Raw genomic sequence first — 13,878 nt, forward strand, 5'->3', positions numbered from 1 at the left:
GAAGGGTAAATAAATTTAATTTTGCAGTGTCTGATCAGCAGTCATTTCTGTCAAATAAGGCCAATATTTTTCCGGCATGAATGAACGGCGCAGCCTGGGATTTTCTCTTTCTTTGATGGCAATACTGCGGTAATATTGGCACCACATTTGACGAAATTTTTGTTCGTCCTTACTGTAGTCAAGATTATGTTTAGGTTCGGTAATCTCAGTTATGAGTAAAGTTTTTTTATCATAATAAGCCGCTATATGGCGGTGAATATCATGAATGGCCCATTCCTCTGCGGGTAAACGATTGGTAAAGTGTCCGGCGATGAGTGGGACAATATTGTAATCTGGTTTGATGATGGCATAAAGCATTCCGGCGGCAAGTTCGTTAAAGCGGAGTAATCCCAGTATACGCTGGCATTCATTACTGGTTTTCAGCGACCATTTTTCGACCTGTTGTATCCAGGGATCACGTCGGCAGACTGATAGTGTTCCGATATGACGGAAGGCTGTACAAATATAATAAAATAAAATCATTTCCCGTTCCGGCTGTTCTGCCATAAAAGCATAGTATAGTGTATGGGCGGCTATTGAACCACATTTTTGGTGAAAGGAATTAATCACTGAACTGGCATGATCTATATTGCTGGTTATTATTTTTTCATTACCGAATAAAGAAGAACCGGCGCGTTTATTTTCTATTTTTTCCACATGGCTGGTTCCATCATGATATGCTTGATAAACAACGGATAAAAAACCGGGAAAGGAGCCATCGTATTGATAATACATGTTTACACCTGACCTTCGAAAAGACTAAACTGTTTAAATATTATCTGGCTTTTTTGTGAGAGCAGTATTTTTTTTATGAGCAGCGGGTCATCACGGCGAAGTCCGTAATATTTCCCTGAGCAGGTAATAAAGTGCCGGGCCCGTTTCCAGACGATACCGATATGGCGTAATTCATCATAAGAAAGATTGCCAAAACGACGCAATGTGCGTATGCGCATTGCTGAACGAACTCCTATCCCCGGAACACGCAGCAGCATCTCATAAGGAGCCCGGTTTATTTCAACCGGAAATATATGCCAGTTTTGTAAAGCCCAATTTGTTTTTGGATCGACAGATAAATCGAAATTAGGCCTGTCAGCAGTTAAAATTTCATCTGCAGAGAAATGATAGTAACGCAGCAGCCAATCAGCCTGGTAAAGACGATTTTCCCGCAGCAGCGGCGGAACTTGCAGTGCCGGCAGGTTTTTACCAGTCATTACCGGTACATAAGCGGAATAATAAACTCGCTTTAATGAAACTTTTTTATATAAAGCTTCACTGAGTTTTAAAATATGGCGGTCATTTTCACCACTGGCGCCGATTATCATTTGTGTAGTTTGGCCGGCGGGAATAAAGCTGGGAACATATTTTACCAAATGTTTTTCTTCTTGGCGTTCGGTCAGTTTATTTTTTATAAATTGCATGGGAGTTATGATTGCTGATCTGGTTTTTTGCGGAGCCAGCAACTTTAATGAACTTTCCGAAGGCAATTCCATGTTTATACTCATGCGGTCAACATATTTACCCAGTTCATAAATTAACATGGAATCAGTTCCGGGAATACCTTTCATGTGTATGTAACCATTAAAATTTTCTTTTAAACGGAGTGTCTTGGCTATTTTTATTAGTAATTCGGTTGTATAATCCGGAGATTTTATTATACCTGAGCTTAAAAACAGTCCTTCAATATAATTGCGGCGGTAAAATTGTACGGTCAGTCCGACAACTTCCTCCGGGGAAAGATGGGTGCGCACTATGTCATTGCTATGACGGTTGACGCAGTATTCACAATCATAGATGCAGTAATTGGTCATGAGTATTTTAAGTAAAGAAATGCACCGCCCATCAGCTGCCCAGCTGTGACAAATGCCGCTGGGAGCCGCATTACCAAGGCCATTGATTCTGTTTTTTCGTTTTGAGCCGCTGGAGGAGCAAGAAACATCATATTTGGCAGCATCAGATAAAATTTTTAATTTTTCCATGATTTCCATGGCAGTTATCTCCACAATACAAAATTAAATTTATAAAATAATTGAATTGCTTAGAGTATAACATTATAATTAAGTAAAGTAAATAATAAAATTAAGTAAACTGAATGAGAAGGAGATGCTAAAATATTATTGAATATAGAAATTAAGGTGGTATCTGTTGTATTGTAGAGACATATATAAAGATTAAGGGAGAATAAGATGGATGTATTAAAAGTCGTATTTCATATTGATGAAATGGCAAAATGGCAGATGGTCATTGGCAATGTAAAAAATTTTATAGCCGATGTCGGAATGGACAGATATGATATTAAAATAGTGGTCAATGGTGATGCTGTGAATTTATTTAACACAGCGGATAATTCTGCTGTCTTGCATGATATGGAATGTTTGACGCATGAAAGCGTTGAAGTTTTTGTCTGCCGCAATGCTTTGCGCGGTAATGAAATAAACGAGTCTGAACTGCCACCGTACATATTTATTGCTTCTGCAGGAGTGACTAAATTAGTAAAGCTGCAATTGGCAGGGTATGCATATATAAAACCATAGCGAAGTTGTTAAATATATTATCGGTCATTTTCAGGCAGCCGTTTATCTGGTTGTATTGATAAAATTTCAGGACAGCTTTTAGATAGAAATATCACAGTTTACCATTTGCATTCATGAATACGCAATATGTACCACTGACCTTATTTTGTATGGCAGATGTGTACCTTTATGGTCAAATACTAATTGTGTGACAGTCTATTGTTTTCCTGATTATAATGGTATATTTTTGGGGTTATAATTGTTAATCGTAGCAAGGATGCCAGGCTTTGTTTTATAGATAAATAAATATATAATAGACAGGAAATACAATGATGAAGAAGATGGCTGTGGTTATCATAAAAATAGCTGTAGCCATGTTTGTATTTAATTTGTAAAGCTGACTTATTGCAATAGAATTTATAGCAGCAGGTGCAGCACCTATTAAAGTCATTGTGTTGATGAAAAGTGAATCAGTACTTATCAAGGAAAAAACTGTATAAGTCAGTAATGGCAGGATAATGAATTTTATTGGCAGCATCATTAAAGATTCCCGCAGATAAAATTTTAAAGCTGAAAATTTTAATAGAAAACCAATTGGCAGCATGCCTATCCATGCACCAATATGGACGAATGAATCGAATATCACAGGAAATATTGTTGGTCTGGGTACATGATTTATAGATAATAGAAAACCCGCCAGTACACCGATGAGAGCCAATTGATTCCAGCTGATGAATATATCGCGCCATTGCGGTTTAAAAGAAGCTTTGAAAGAACGAGCCTGGGATAACTGTTTATAATAACCGGCTAAAGGAATGCAAAACAGCAATGTAAATATATTTTGAAATATAGCAACTGCCTGTACATACGCAAAGCCAATCTCACCATATAAAACGAAGCAGCATAAGCCGACGAGAGTGCCGATGTTTGAAAGATATCCGGTTAGTAAAAAAGAACCTTCAGCGCGTGGATTTTTAAGATGCCTGCTTAAAGGATATGAAAGAAGTCCAGGGATAATGCATACCAAAATCCCATAAAGTAGTATACTTAGGAATTTACTGTTGATATCCATCAGCCAAAAACTGCCCAAGGCCAATACTGTGGCAATAAATCTTATATTCAACTTCAGCAGCAGATTACAGGTCGTAATGCCCATCCATTTCTTTTTATGCAGTATATACCCAATAATGAGTGGTAAAATCAAGTCAATAAAAATGTAAATTATGCGTGTGTTTGATTGTTCCATTTGACATACCCTTCGAAATTTTACTTTTCTTCTATTACCATAGATAAAGATAATGTTAATGTCAACAGTTTGCATGTATTTTTTGTTATCCGGATAAAATCAAGCGATAAAAACGGGTTTAGATTCGGCCCCTTGTAAACCTGCCGTATATCTGCGATAATATATATTATAAAATAATATGTGTCGGCATTTATCTATTGTTGCAATATGAAATGTAAAAAAATTTAGAAGTTTTAATCAACATATTTGCAAAAATAGATTGGAACTAATAGGACAAGCTGATTATATTTACTGGGAGTTTTATTTTATGAAACGTATTGACCGTATATATGCATATATAAAAGGAATATATAACGATAGCAAAGTAAGAGAAAAGGGTGTCACGGCTGCGGCAATAGCTCAGCAGCTGGATATACTGCGCAGTAATGTCAGCCGTGAGCTCAATGAGCTTTATCGTCAAAAGAAGATATGTAAATCAACCGGGCGACCTGTATTATATTTTTATGATGATGGCAAAGTTAAGAATACCGTCAGGCAGAAAAAGACTGATAATTTGTCGGATAATATTCATGATACGCACTCTAATACAGCTTTTTGCAAGTTCGTTGGATCTAGTTTAAAACCGCAAATTGATCAGGCGAAAGCAGCAATAATTTACCCGCCTGATGGTCTTCATACGCTTATTTTGGGTCAAACCGGTGTCGGAAAGACGCTGTTTGCCCATATGATGTTTGATTATGGTTGTGAAGTAGGACGATTTAAAAAAGATGCGCCGTTTATAACATTCAACTGCGCTGATTATTATAATAATCCACAGCTTTTGATATCACATATATTTGGGCATATGCGCGGTGCTTTCACCGGAGCTGACACAAATTCAATCGGATTGATCGAATCAGCTGATGAGGGAGTCTTATTCCTTGATGAAGTTCATCGCCTGCCGCCGGAAGGCCAGGAAATGATTTTTTACTTTATGGATACCGGAACTTTTAATCGCTTGGGAGAAACCAAACGGGAACGAAAAGCACGTGTTTTGATCATCTGCGCTACTACCGAAGATCCTGAATCTGTTTTGACAAAAACATTTCAGCGACGTATTCCCAATATTATTCAAATTCCACCATTGACAGAGCGCCCAATCGAGGAAAAGCTGGAGATAACGAAATTATTATTTTTAAAGGAAGCCCATTTTATCAAACGTCCGATAAAAGTCAGCGGTGATGCCATAAAGGCACTTATTGGCAGCATCGGGCCGGGAAATGTAGGTCAATTAGAGTCTAATATACGATTGCTGTGTGCCCAGGGATTGCTGAATATAAAAAATCGTAAATATATAGAAATAGACTATCATATATTGCCCCAGCAGATAAAATCAGGAATCTTGGCAATGAGCACTAAACGGCAGGACATGGCGGCCATTTCTGCTACGATTGGCAATGAATTTTATGTTACGCCAAATAGTAAGGGAAAACTGCCTAAAGAAGTTGAAGATGAAAAATTTAATCTTTACCAAATGGTTGAAAATAAAGTAAAAATTTTGCGAAGTGAAGGCATTGCTGATGATGTTATCCAGCAAGTGATGATTGCCGATGTGAATGCATATTTAAAAGATTTTTACATAAAACAAAAGCAAAATGTTAAATTATCGGTTCATGATAGATTGTTAAAAATTATTGATGCCGATATGGTAGATTTTACTCAACAAGTGGCCGATGTTGTGGCCCGGCGGATTAATCTGGTGTCCAAGGAAAGATTTTTATATGCTTTTGGATTGCATTTAAGCTCGCTATTTGCCAGAATAAAAGAAAAAAAACAGCTGCGCAGTTCTTCTTTATCCGGTATGGTGGATACAACTACCATTGAGTTTGAACTGGCGCAGGAAATAAAAAAAATTATTGAGCAGCATTATGACCTGGTTATTGCAGATTCTGAAACCGAATATTTTGCCATGCTGCTACAGTCATTAAAGGAAGAAGATATCACTGATAAAATAGTGATAGCGGTCGCTATGCATGGTAATTATACGGCAAGTTCGGTTTGTGATGTTGCCCGCAAACTTTTTAGCGCGACAAAAGTACAGCTGATACCATTTGATATGCCACTGGAATGTAAACCTAATGAAATGCTGGGAAAAATAACCGATAAATTAAGGACGATAAATTGCAGCCAGGGCGTTCTGCTAATGGCTGATATGGGATCGTTATGTAATTTTGGGGCGCTTATTGAGGAACAGCTTAATATTCCGGTCATGACAATAAATATGGTTACGACACCATTGGTTTTAGAGGCAATGCGCAAGGTGGATATGGCGGGAATAACTCTGCCGGCAGTATATGATTCATTAAAAAGTTTTGGCGGATATGATGACAGTACGATCTTACCTGATACTAAAAAAGCAGAAAAAAGTGATGCAATTATCACTATCTGTAGTTCGGGTGAAGGTACAGCTGAAAAACTGAAACAGATAATTTTTGATATTTTAATCAATGCGGGGATACTTAATATAAAAATTATTCCGTTGAGCCTTTATGATATGAAGGAAAATATAAAAAAATTATCGGAAAAATATAACATCGTAGCTTCAGTAGGTGTTGTCAATCCCCAGATAGATGCTCCGTTTATACCACTGGAAACCTTGTTGGGCGGCAGAGAAAATGCTTTGTTGTGTCATCTGCCAATGGTAGGAAATCATGTTGCAGCGGGTAAAAAGGATAATAATGTTGTACTGCGACATTTATGCAGGGATGCGCTGCATGACATGCTGTTGTATCTTAATCCTGATAAAGTAATTAATTTATTGTTAGAGTTTACGGAAAGATTAGAAAAACTTTTTGACAGTGATTTTTCCAATGCGCAGAAGTTAAAAATAATAGTCCATACCGGCTGTGCCTTGGAACGTCAGGTAATACATAATACCATAAAATATAATAGCAAATTAGCCGGAAAAATTGATGCCGACAAATTGTCTAAAGTCGCCGAAGCTGCCAGTGTGTTTGAAAAAATTTTGCAGTTAAAACTGAATAAAGATGAATTGTGCTATATTGCCGCAATGGTTTGATTATAACGATATTGAGAACATAAAGGACTGTCACACATAGACATTTAATTCATAAATATGCAACTTCCGTTTATCCGTTTTTAGAAGGGAAAACGGCCGTGTAACAACGGTAGCATCTTTATGAGGTCAATGCTGTTCGTGCGTCAGTCCTTTATATTGGTTATTTTATTTAATTACTGCCGCTTGTCATGATGGTTGCAGCCAGTATCCATGCTATAAGGCTTTCTGAGCCTTCATTTTTGTTTAGCCCAGTGGAAGTGATTCCATCAATGCAGCCGCCGGAATGGGTGTCAATGGTAGAACGGCCGGCAATATTTTTACCAAGATACCATTGATAGCAACTATGGGCACGCTGCAGATAGATCGGTTCATGAGTTATTTTATAGGCTTTTACACATGCTAATAAAGTTGAACATGCTTCGACGGGCTGCTCATCATATATAGCAGGGGATTGTCCTTTCATTAACCAACCCTTGCATCCGATCGGATGAAAAATATCATCGATAAAAGTTTTTTTCAATAAAAAATCCAGACTTTTTATACCGATTGATTTATACGTATCTTTAGTGGTCACTGAATAAGCATGGAGCATTGCCGCCGGTAAAACAGCATTGCAATAGGTAATCTGTGTGTCAAACCAATGCCAGTCCGGTTCGTCATACTTATCATAAGCTAGAGCAAGTTCGGAAGCTAATTTATTAACAATTGTGAAATTTTCCGGGTCGTGCAGCAAAGAAAGGCCAACAATCGAGTAAGCTTTGGCCCGTATAAATGAAAGTGATTTATAATGGGGCAATGTATTTTGCAATAATTTGGCCGCAGTATTGCGAATATCGGCAGGTAAACAATTAAGTGATGCCGTAAAACCAAGTGACCAAACACATCGGCCAAAACAGTCTTCAGATCCTTTTTCTTCTATAAAACGGCGGCTGTAATCCATAAAATTACGAAACCAGCCGTTGGACTGAGCGTAAATTAAAAAACGCAGATAAATTACAAGCAGCTCAAGATATTTATCATTTCTGGTGGTTTTAAATAACCAGCCGGCCATTATCATTGCACGGGCATTATCATCACTTGTGTAGCCCTCAGAAGGATCAGGAACGGAATTTAGGGCATGCTGAAATATACCAGTATCATCGGTCAGGCGAAATATATAAGTGTCATCAGGCAATTCACTTTTAATGATAATATTTGAAGTATGGCAAACCGTCTGAAATATTTTAGCATAATGCTGGGCGACCGACTGCCAGCGTAAATCTTTGCCTAACAATAATGTCTTTTCTTCCATTAATTTTTTTTCATCAGGATGTTCAATTATATAATTTATACAATTGCTTAAAGACATGCTGTCCTCAAATTTTGCCAGAAGGCCGCGGCCTTCTGCAAGCATTTCCTGTGCGTAAGGATAAGGCGTGGAGACGATTACCCGACCGCAGCCGGTGGCGTAAGCTAAAGTGCCACTTACAGCTTGTTCTTGTCCGAGATATGGGGTCATATAAATATCGGAAAGCTTGAGCCAGCGCACTATCTCTTGCTTAGTAAGATATTTGTTGACAAAGGAAACATTGTTTTGCAAATCGTAATCGCGAACTAATTTTTTTAATAAATTACGATAACTTTCCCCATATGATTTACGAATGACCGGATGTGTCTGACCTAAAATTAAATAAAGAATATCAGGATGTTTTTGTGTTGATTGTCTGATGGCATCAATGCCATAATCTATTCCTTTGCTTGGACTTAAAAGACCAAATGTGGATATAATTGTGCGCGATTCGAACCCAAACTCTTGTTTTAGTGTCTCACGGCTGGGAAAATTAAAATAAGGAACACCATGATGTATTTTTTCTATTTTTTCAGGAACAGCTCCATATATTTCCTGTAATAATTTACGGGAATTTTCGGCCATAATGATTATTTTTTTACTTTTTTCGCATAAACATGCCAAAATTTTTTGTTGAATTTTTTCAGGTTTTGGTAAAACAGTATGCAGGGTTGTTAATAATGGCTTTTGTAATTTATTCACAAAATCCAGCAGATATTCACCACTGTCACCACCAAAAATACCATACTCGTGTTCAATTACTACGGCATCTATATCAGACAGATTTATTTTGTCAGCAATAACGGTATAGCTTTGTCGGTCCTGCTGAGGAATACTGAATATAACATCGGAGTCATATTTATAATAATCATCTCGTACCGCTATGACTACAGGGGTTATTTGAGGAAGTTTTTTCAGCTCACGGATAAGATCCTGGGTAAAGGTGGCAATACCGCATTTTTGTGGGGGATAGGTACTTAAAAAAGCAATTTTGAAAGTAGAATTATTAATGATAAACACTTCCTTACAATATGCAATAATGTTTAATAATTCAATAAATTAGATTGAATTTTTTGGAAATAATATTGGAAATATTAAAAAAATATTTGTCGAAAAATCGGTATTACTAACTGGCAAATGGGATTAGTACTTATTCACTGGTGTGGGTATGTCTGATATTATGTCATATTCTATCAAAAAATTTTTATATAAATTTTTTTAATCTGGGTGTTATTATATTTTTTTGAAATGTATCGCTTATGATGCTTTTGTCAGTGATAATGCAGCGATCTATCCGGGCGTGGTTTTTCACAGTAATTTTATTCCATAAAATACTGTTGGCAATAACACTTCTTTCTCCAATTATACTGTTGTTGCCGATTATTACGCGCGGGCCGACTACCGCACCAGCTTTGATCTGGACATTTTTTCCAATGTATATTGGTCCACGCAGTATGGCAGACCGGCTTATTTGAGTATTAACATCACTATAGACAGCGCGATGATGAAAATCGGTTTCTGCCAGACAGAATTTCCCTTCGAAGCTGTCGCGATTAGCCCGGACATATTTTTCCGGTGTACCAATATCAAGCCAGTAATTGCAGCCCCTGTATACAGCAATTTTTTTGCCATCCTGTAGAAGCTGTGGGAATATTTCCTTTTCAACAGAAACAGCGTGACCGGTTGGTATGTGCTCCAAAACCTCCGGTTCAAAGATATACACACCGGCATTTATAAAATGGGAGACTATTTCATTAGGATCCGGTTTTTCGCAGAAGGATAATGCATAACCATTCTTGTCATATTCAATGACACCGTAAGCAGAGGGATCTTCTACACGCGTTACGGCAATAGTCACAGCGGCATGCTGACGCTTGTGATAACGCAGCATTTCGCTGAAATTTATATTGCTCAGGATATCAGCATTAAAGACAAAAAAAGTATCATTAAGTAATTTTGCACAGTTTTTTATAGCACCGCCGGTTCCCAGTGGGGAGTTTTCCGATATATAGCGGATATTTAATCCGAAAGCTGAGCCATTGCCAAAATATTGCTCGATACACTCAGGTTTATAGCAAATACTTAAAATAATATCGTGTATACCATGTAATTTTAAAAGATTCATGTTATGTTCAAGTAATGGTTTGCCCATAATCGGAACCATTGGTTTGGGAATTTCATAGGTCAGAGGATAAAGACGAGTACCCTTACCACCAGCTAAAAATAATGCCTGCATGTTCAATTCCTTCTTTCATTTCATGCACAACAAGCGAAATATAAACTGCTATTGATAAGATTGAGATTAATTTACGGCAATTACGAGATATAAACCTGATTATGAATTTTCTGGTGTGGGACAACTTTCGATATAAGATAGAATTTCATCTAATGAAGCTGTAGCAAGGGCGATACAAGTATCAGCGGCACCGTAATACATTTTAATTTTATTGTCATTCGGATTTAGCAGCCAGCCGCACGGAAATACGATATCCCGGACATCGCCTTCTTTTTCATAATATTCCTGTGGTCCAAATACCCATTCGTCACTGCGATGTAAAACTTTTAATGGGTTTTCGAGATCAAGCAGAGCAAACCCAAGACGATAAATTGCTCCTGAAGCAGTTTCACGTACGCCATGGTACAATATTAACCAGCCGCGGTCTGTTTTTAAAGGTTGGGCACTTATGCCGACTTTGCTGCCATCCCACCAGCTGCCGCCGCGAGCATTGATGAGGACTTTATGATTGCCCCAGTATTTTAAATTTTCTGAGCAGGAAACCCAGATATGGGCACCGTGTTCTATAGGACGATGAATCAGTATCCAGTGTGAATTAAACCGGCAGGGAAATAATACGGCATCCTTGTCTTCCGGTGGCATAATTGGCCCCATGCGTTCAAAATCAACAAAATCATCAGTAAGCGCCAGGCTGACTACCGGTCCGCACGATGAGTATGCAGTATATGTAACAGCATATTTTTTTAATTCATCAATATAGGTGATACGTGGATCTTCAATACCCCAGGCTTCTTCAGGATGTTCATTACTGGAAGAAAGAGTAGGAGTTCTGTCAATTGTCCAATTGCTTATTCCATCATCACTGATTGCTTTAGTAAGATGGGAAAAACCCCGCCGATCTTCTACTCGGGCTAATAATAAAACTTTATTGTCAAAAAAAGTAGCAGCTGGGTTAAGAACTACATTTACCGGGTATGGCCAATCCTTTGCTGTAAGAATTGGGTTATACGGATAACGATGAAAAAGTTCCTTAAAAGTATTATCACCGGCGTTTAAACGTGTTTCAAAATAATTCAATTTATCGTGCTCCCTTATGAAAAAATGCTGGCATCAGAAGATTTCTGATGCCAGCACTAAGAATATTGGTATTATGTCAACACTTTAGCCCATATATTAATACAATTTATTGCTGTATTAAATTATCAAGAATAGACAGCTGAAGTGTTATTTATTTGATATCGTGCAATTAAGGCAAATAAATGAAATCTCCTGTGTTTGTTAAATATAGTTGCTGCAATAATAGTAAAAAAACACCCATATTACTAAAACAGTAATCGTCCATAACTCTAATTTATACCTTTATGACATCAATGTCAACTTTTTAAATAATGCAAAAATTTTGTTATTTGGTGATTTCCAGGAAATATCATAAGAAAAACAGGCTCTAATCTTATTTTTATACAAGTTAGAGCCTGTTTTAATACGTCAATAATAGTATTTGTTTACAATGGATATAATTATATCAGAAATTAAGTAGTTTTTGATTCCCTGATAATTACTTGTTCATTATTATCAATGCTATCAAGCTGGACACTGATTATTTCAGCAGCCGCTGTAGGGACGTTTTTTCCGACGTAATCGGCCCGTATAGGCAGTTCACGATGTCCTCGATCTATTAAGACAGCCAGCTGAATAGCATGTGGCCGACCCAGATCAGTAAGTGCATTTAATGCGGCTCGAATAGTGCGTCCGGTATAAAGAACATCATCAACAAGAATGATGGTTTTTTTTGTGATATCACAAGGCAGCTTTGTTTCTTTGACTAACGGCTGATAAGCAAGTGTTGATAAGTCATCACGGTATAATGTTATATCCAATGTACCTACCGGTACTGTTGCCGGTTCAATATTGGCAATTTCGTCAGATAATCGTTTGGCTAAGGGAACACCTCTGGTGCGTATACCAACGAGAATCAAATTTTGTACGCCCTTATTTTTTTCAATTATCTCATGGGCAATACGAGTTAAAGCACGATGGATGCCCTGTTTATCCATTAAAACTGTTTTATCAATAAGCTGAGTCATTTTTGCCACATCCAATCTCGTTGTGTAATATATTGATTAAATGGTTCATATCGTCCGGAATAGGAGCGGTGAAAAGCATTTCCCGACCGGTGACAGGATGGTGCAGCTGCAGAGTGTAGGAATGCAGTGCCTGTCCCATTATGAGTTTATCAAGCGGTTTTTTACATTTTGAATAAGTCGGATCACCAAGCAGCGGGTGGCCGATATATGCCATATGTACACGAATTTGATGAGTACGACCTGTTAACAGCCGGCATTTTACCAGTGTATACTGGCGAAAATGTTCCAGAGTTTTAAATAAAGTTGTGGCAGGTTTACCTTTATCGATTAATACAGCCATTTTCTTTCTGTCCACCGGGTGGCGGCCGATATTGCCATTTATTTGTCCGGCAGCTTCACTGATATTACCGTTGACTATAGCGAGATAGCAGCGTGTTGCAGTTTTACTGCTGATTTGTTTGGCAAGGCTTAAATGAGCTGCATCAGTTTTTGCAGCAACCATGACTCCGGATGTATCCTTGTCAAGTCGATGCACAATTCCGGGTCTGATAATGCCGTTTATACCCGATAGATCATGGCAGTGATATAAAAGAGCATTGACTAGTGTTCCGCTGTATACACCCGGTGCGGGATGAACAATCATGCCCCGGCATTTATTTATAACGATGATATCAGAATCCTCATATAATATATCGAGCGGAATATTTTCTGGGTTGATGGTAAGTGGCTGCGGAGCAGGGATGCTGACGCGGATCAAGTCACTGTACTTTATGCAGTGATTGGCCTTGACATTTTTCCCATTGACAGATACATTTCCTGTTGCAATCAATTTTTGGATATTGGAGCGGGACAATTTATCAAGTTGTGCAGCCACAAATAAATCAAGCCGCTGTCCGTCCTGTTCAGAGCGATATTCATATGTTTTCATTACTCGGGCAATCCTTTTGTTAAAATATAATACATTATTATTATAACGCCGCTGACGATTGCTATATCAGCTATATTAAAAATCGGCCAGATATGAAAATCAAAAAAATCTACAACAATACCTAACCGTATGCGGTCAATCAGGTTTCCGACAGCACCGCCAAGCAATAATGCACAGCCCAGTCGGATAGATGACGGTTGTTTTTTGAGATAAGGATAAAAATAAACACTACCAAAAAGTATGAACAGTGTGGCGACAATAAAGAAGAAGCGTTGATGTTCGAGAATGCCGAAAGCAGCGCCGGCATTTTGGATGTAAGTGATGCTGAATATATTTTTAATAACGGGAAATGACATTCCCGGCAGCATTGTTGCCTGCACATAAAATTTAACCAACTGGTCAACAATAATTATAGCTGCGATACATGCTATAAACATAATAATATCTCCA

Annotated in this window: 11 protein-coding genes; 2 read left to right on the forward strand and 9 right to left on the reverse strand. The window is 37.9% G+C overall.

Annotated features, from left to right (window positions below; all coding sequences use genetic code 11):
• Positions 1 to 15 precede the first annotated feature (15 nt).
• Together F8M42_RS04600 and F8M42_RS04605 are read right to left on the reverse strand one after the other, a co-directional pair.
• Positions 16 to 774 carry a TIGR03915 family putative DNA repair protein gene (locus F8M42_RS04600; protein ID WP_182188175.1) on the reverse strand — a complete coding sequence of 253 codons (759 nt, stop codon included), beginning with the start codon at positions 772 to 774 and terminating at the stop codon, positions 16 to 18.
• A gap of 2 nt (positions 775 to 776) precedes the next feature.
• Complete coding sequence (locus tag F8M42_RS04605) at positions 777 to 2,024, reverse strand: putative DNA modification/repair radical SAM protein (RefSeq protein ID WP_182188176.1); 1,248 nt, start codon at positions 2,022 to 2,024, stop codon at positions 777 to 779.
• A gap of 198 nt (positions 2,025 to 2,222) precedes the next feature.
• Between F8M42_RS04605 and F8M42_RS04610 the strand changes: the two genes are divergently transcribed.
• Complete coding sequence (locus F8M42_RS04610; protein WP_182188177.1) at positions 2,223 to 2,570, forward strand: DsrE family protein; 348 nt, start codon at positions 2,223 to 2,225, stop codon at positions 2,568 to 2,570.
• A 271-nt stretch (positions 2,571 to 2,841) separates the two neighbouring features.
• On the opposite strand, the gene F8M42_RS04615 is transcribed toward F8M42_RS04610, so the two are convergent.
• Positions 2,842 to 3,795, reverse strand: a complete 954-nt coding sequence (locus tag F8M42_RS04615) for an AEC family transporter (RefSeq protein WP_182188178.1) — start codon at positions 3,793 to 3,795, stop codon at positions 2,842 to 2,844.
• Between the two features lie 307 nt (positions 3,796 to 4,102).
• On the opposite strand from F8M42_RS04615, the gene F8M42_RS04620 reads away from it, so the two are divergent.
• The gene (locus F8M42_RS04620; protein WP_182188179.1) at positions 4,103 to 6,853 is read left to right on the forward strand and encodes a sigma-54-dependent transcriptional regulator; all 2,751 of its coding nucleotides are present in this window, start codon (positions 4,103 to 4,105) and stop codon (positions 6,851 to 6,853) included.
• Between the two features lie 169 nt (positions 6,854 to 7,022).
• On the opposite strand, the gene F8M42_RS04625 is transcribed toward F8M42_RS04620, so the two are convergent.
• The 6 genes from F8M42_RS04625 to lspA all read right to left on the reverse strand — a co-directional run bounded on the left by F8M42_RS04625 (position 7,023) and on the right by lspA (position 13,865).
• Positions 7,023 to 9,200, reverse strand: coding sequence for a glycosyltransferase family 4 protein (locus F8M42_RS04625; RefSeq protein ID WP_182188180.1), 2,178 nt, complete (start codon positions 9,198 to 9,200; stop codon positions 7,023 to 7,025).
• Positions 9,201 to 9,384: 184 nt separating this feature from the next.
• Positions 9,385 to 10,416 carry a sugar phosphate nucleotidyltransferase gene (locus F8M42_RS04630; protein ID WP_182188181.1) on the reverse strand — a complete coding sequence of 344 codons (1,032 nt, stop codon included), beginning with the start codon at positions 10,414 to 10,416 and terminating at the stop codon, positions 9,385 to 9,387.
• A gap of 99 nt (positions 10,417 to 10,515) precedes the next feature.
• The gene (locus tag F8M42_RS04635) at positions 10,516 to 11,493 is read right to left on the reverse strand and encodes a glycoside hydrolase family 130 protein (protein WP_182188182.1); all 978 of its coding nucleotides are present in this window, start codon (positions 11,491 to 11,493) and stop codon (positions 10,516 to 10,518) included.
• A gap of 452 nt (positions 11,494 to 11,945) precedes the next feature.
• Positions 11,946 to 12,500 carry a bifunctional pyr operon transcriptional regulator/uracil phosphoribosyltransferase PyrR gene (gene pyrR / locus F8M42_RS04640; protein ID WP_182188635.1) on the reverse strand — a complete coding sequence of 185 codons (555 nt, stop codon included), beginning with the start codon at positions 12,498 to 12,500 and terminating at the stop codon, positions 11,946 to 11,948.
• The gene (locus tag F8M42_RS04645) at positions 12,484 to 13,428 is read right to left on the reverse strand and encodes an RluA family pseudouridine synthase (RefSeq protein ID WP_182188183.1); all 945 of its coding nucleotides are present in this window, start codon (positions 13,426 to 13,428) and stop codon (positions 12,484 to 12,486) included. Before F8M42_RS04645 ends, pyrR begins: the two co-directional genes overlap by 17 nt.
• On the reverse strand, positions 13,428 to 13,865 hold the full coding sequence (gene lspA, locus F8M42_RS04650) for a signal peptidase II (protein WP_182188184.1): 438 nt from the start codon (positions 13,863 to 13,865) through the stop codon (positions 13,428 to 13,430). Before lspA ends, F8M42_RS04645 begins: the two co-directional genes overlap by 1 nt.
• Positions 13,866 to 13,878: the final 13 nt, after the last annotated feature.

This window comes from Pectinatus frisingensis (assembly GCF_014076555.1).
Taxonomy (GTDB): Bacteria; Bacillota; Negativicutes; order Selenomonadales; family Selenomonadaceae; genus Pectinatus; species Pectinatus frisingensis.

What these genes read in the sequence shown, in the direction of transcription:
- F8M42_RS04615 (WP_182188178.1), bottom strand. Translation starts at nt 3,795, where the DNA reads ATGGAACAATCAAACACACGCATAATTTACATTTTTATTGACTTGATT.
- F8M42_RS04645 (WP_182188183.1), bottom strand. Translation starts at nt 13,428, where the DNA reads ATGAAAACATATGAATATCGCTCTGAACAGGACGGACAGCGGCTTGAT.
- F8M42_RS04620 (WP_182188179.1), top strand. Translation starts at nt 4,103, where the DNA reads ATGAAACGTATTGACCGTATATATGCATATATAAAAGGAATATATAAC.
- pyrR (WP_182188635.1), bottom strand. Translation starts at nt 12,500, where the DNA reads ATGACTCAGCTTATTGATAAAACAGTTTTAATGGATAAACAGGGCATC.
- lspA (WP_182188184.1), bottom strand. Translation starts at nt 13,865, where the DNA reads ATGTTTATAGCATGTATCGCAGCTATAATTATTGTTGACCAGTTGGTT.
- F8M42_RS04610 (WP_182188177.1), top strand. Translation starts at nt 2,223, where the DNA reads ATGGATGTATTAAAAGTCGTATTTCATATTGATGAAATGGCAAAATGG.
- F8M42_RS04605 (WP_182188176.1), bottom strand. Translation starts at nt 2,024, where the DNA reads ATGGAAATCATGGAAAAATTAAAAATTTTATCTGATGCTGCCAAATAT.
- F8M42_RS04630 (WP_182188181.1), bottom strand. Translation starts at nt 10,416, where the DNA reads ATGCAGGCATTATTTTTAGCTGGTGGTAAGGGTACTCGTCTTTATCCT.
- F8M42_RS04600 (WP_182188175.1), bottom strand. Translation starts at nt 774, where the DNA reads ATGTATTATCAATACGATGGCTCCTTTCCCGGTTTTTTATCCGTTGTT.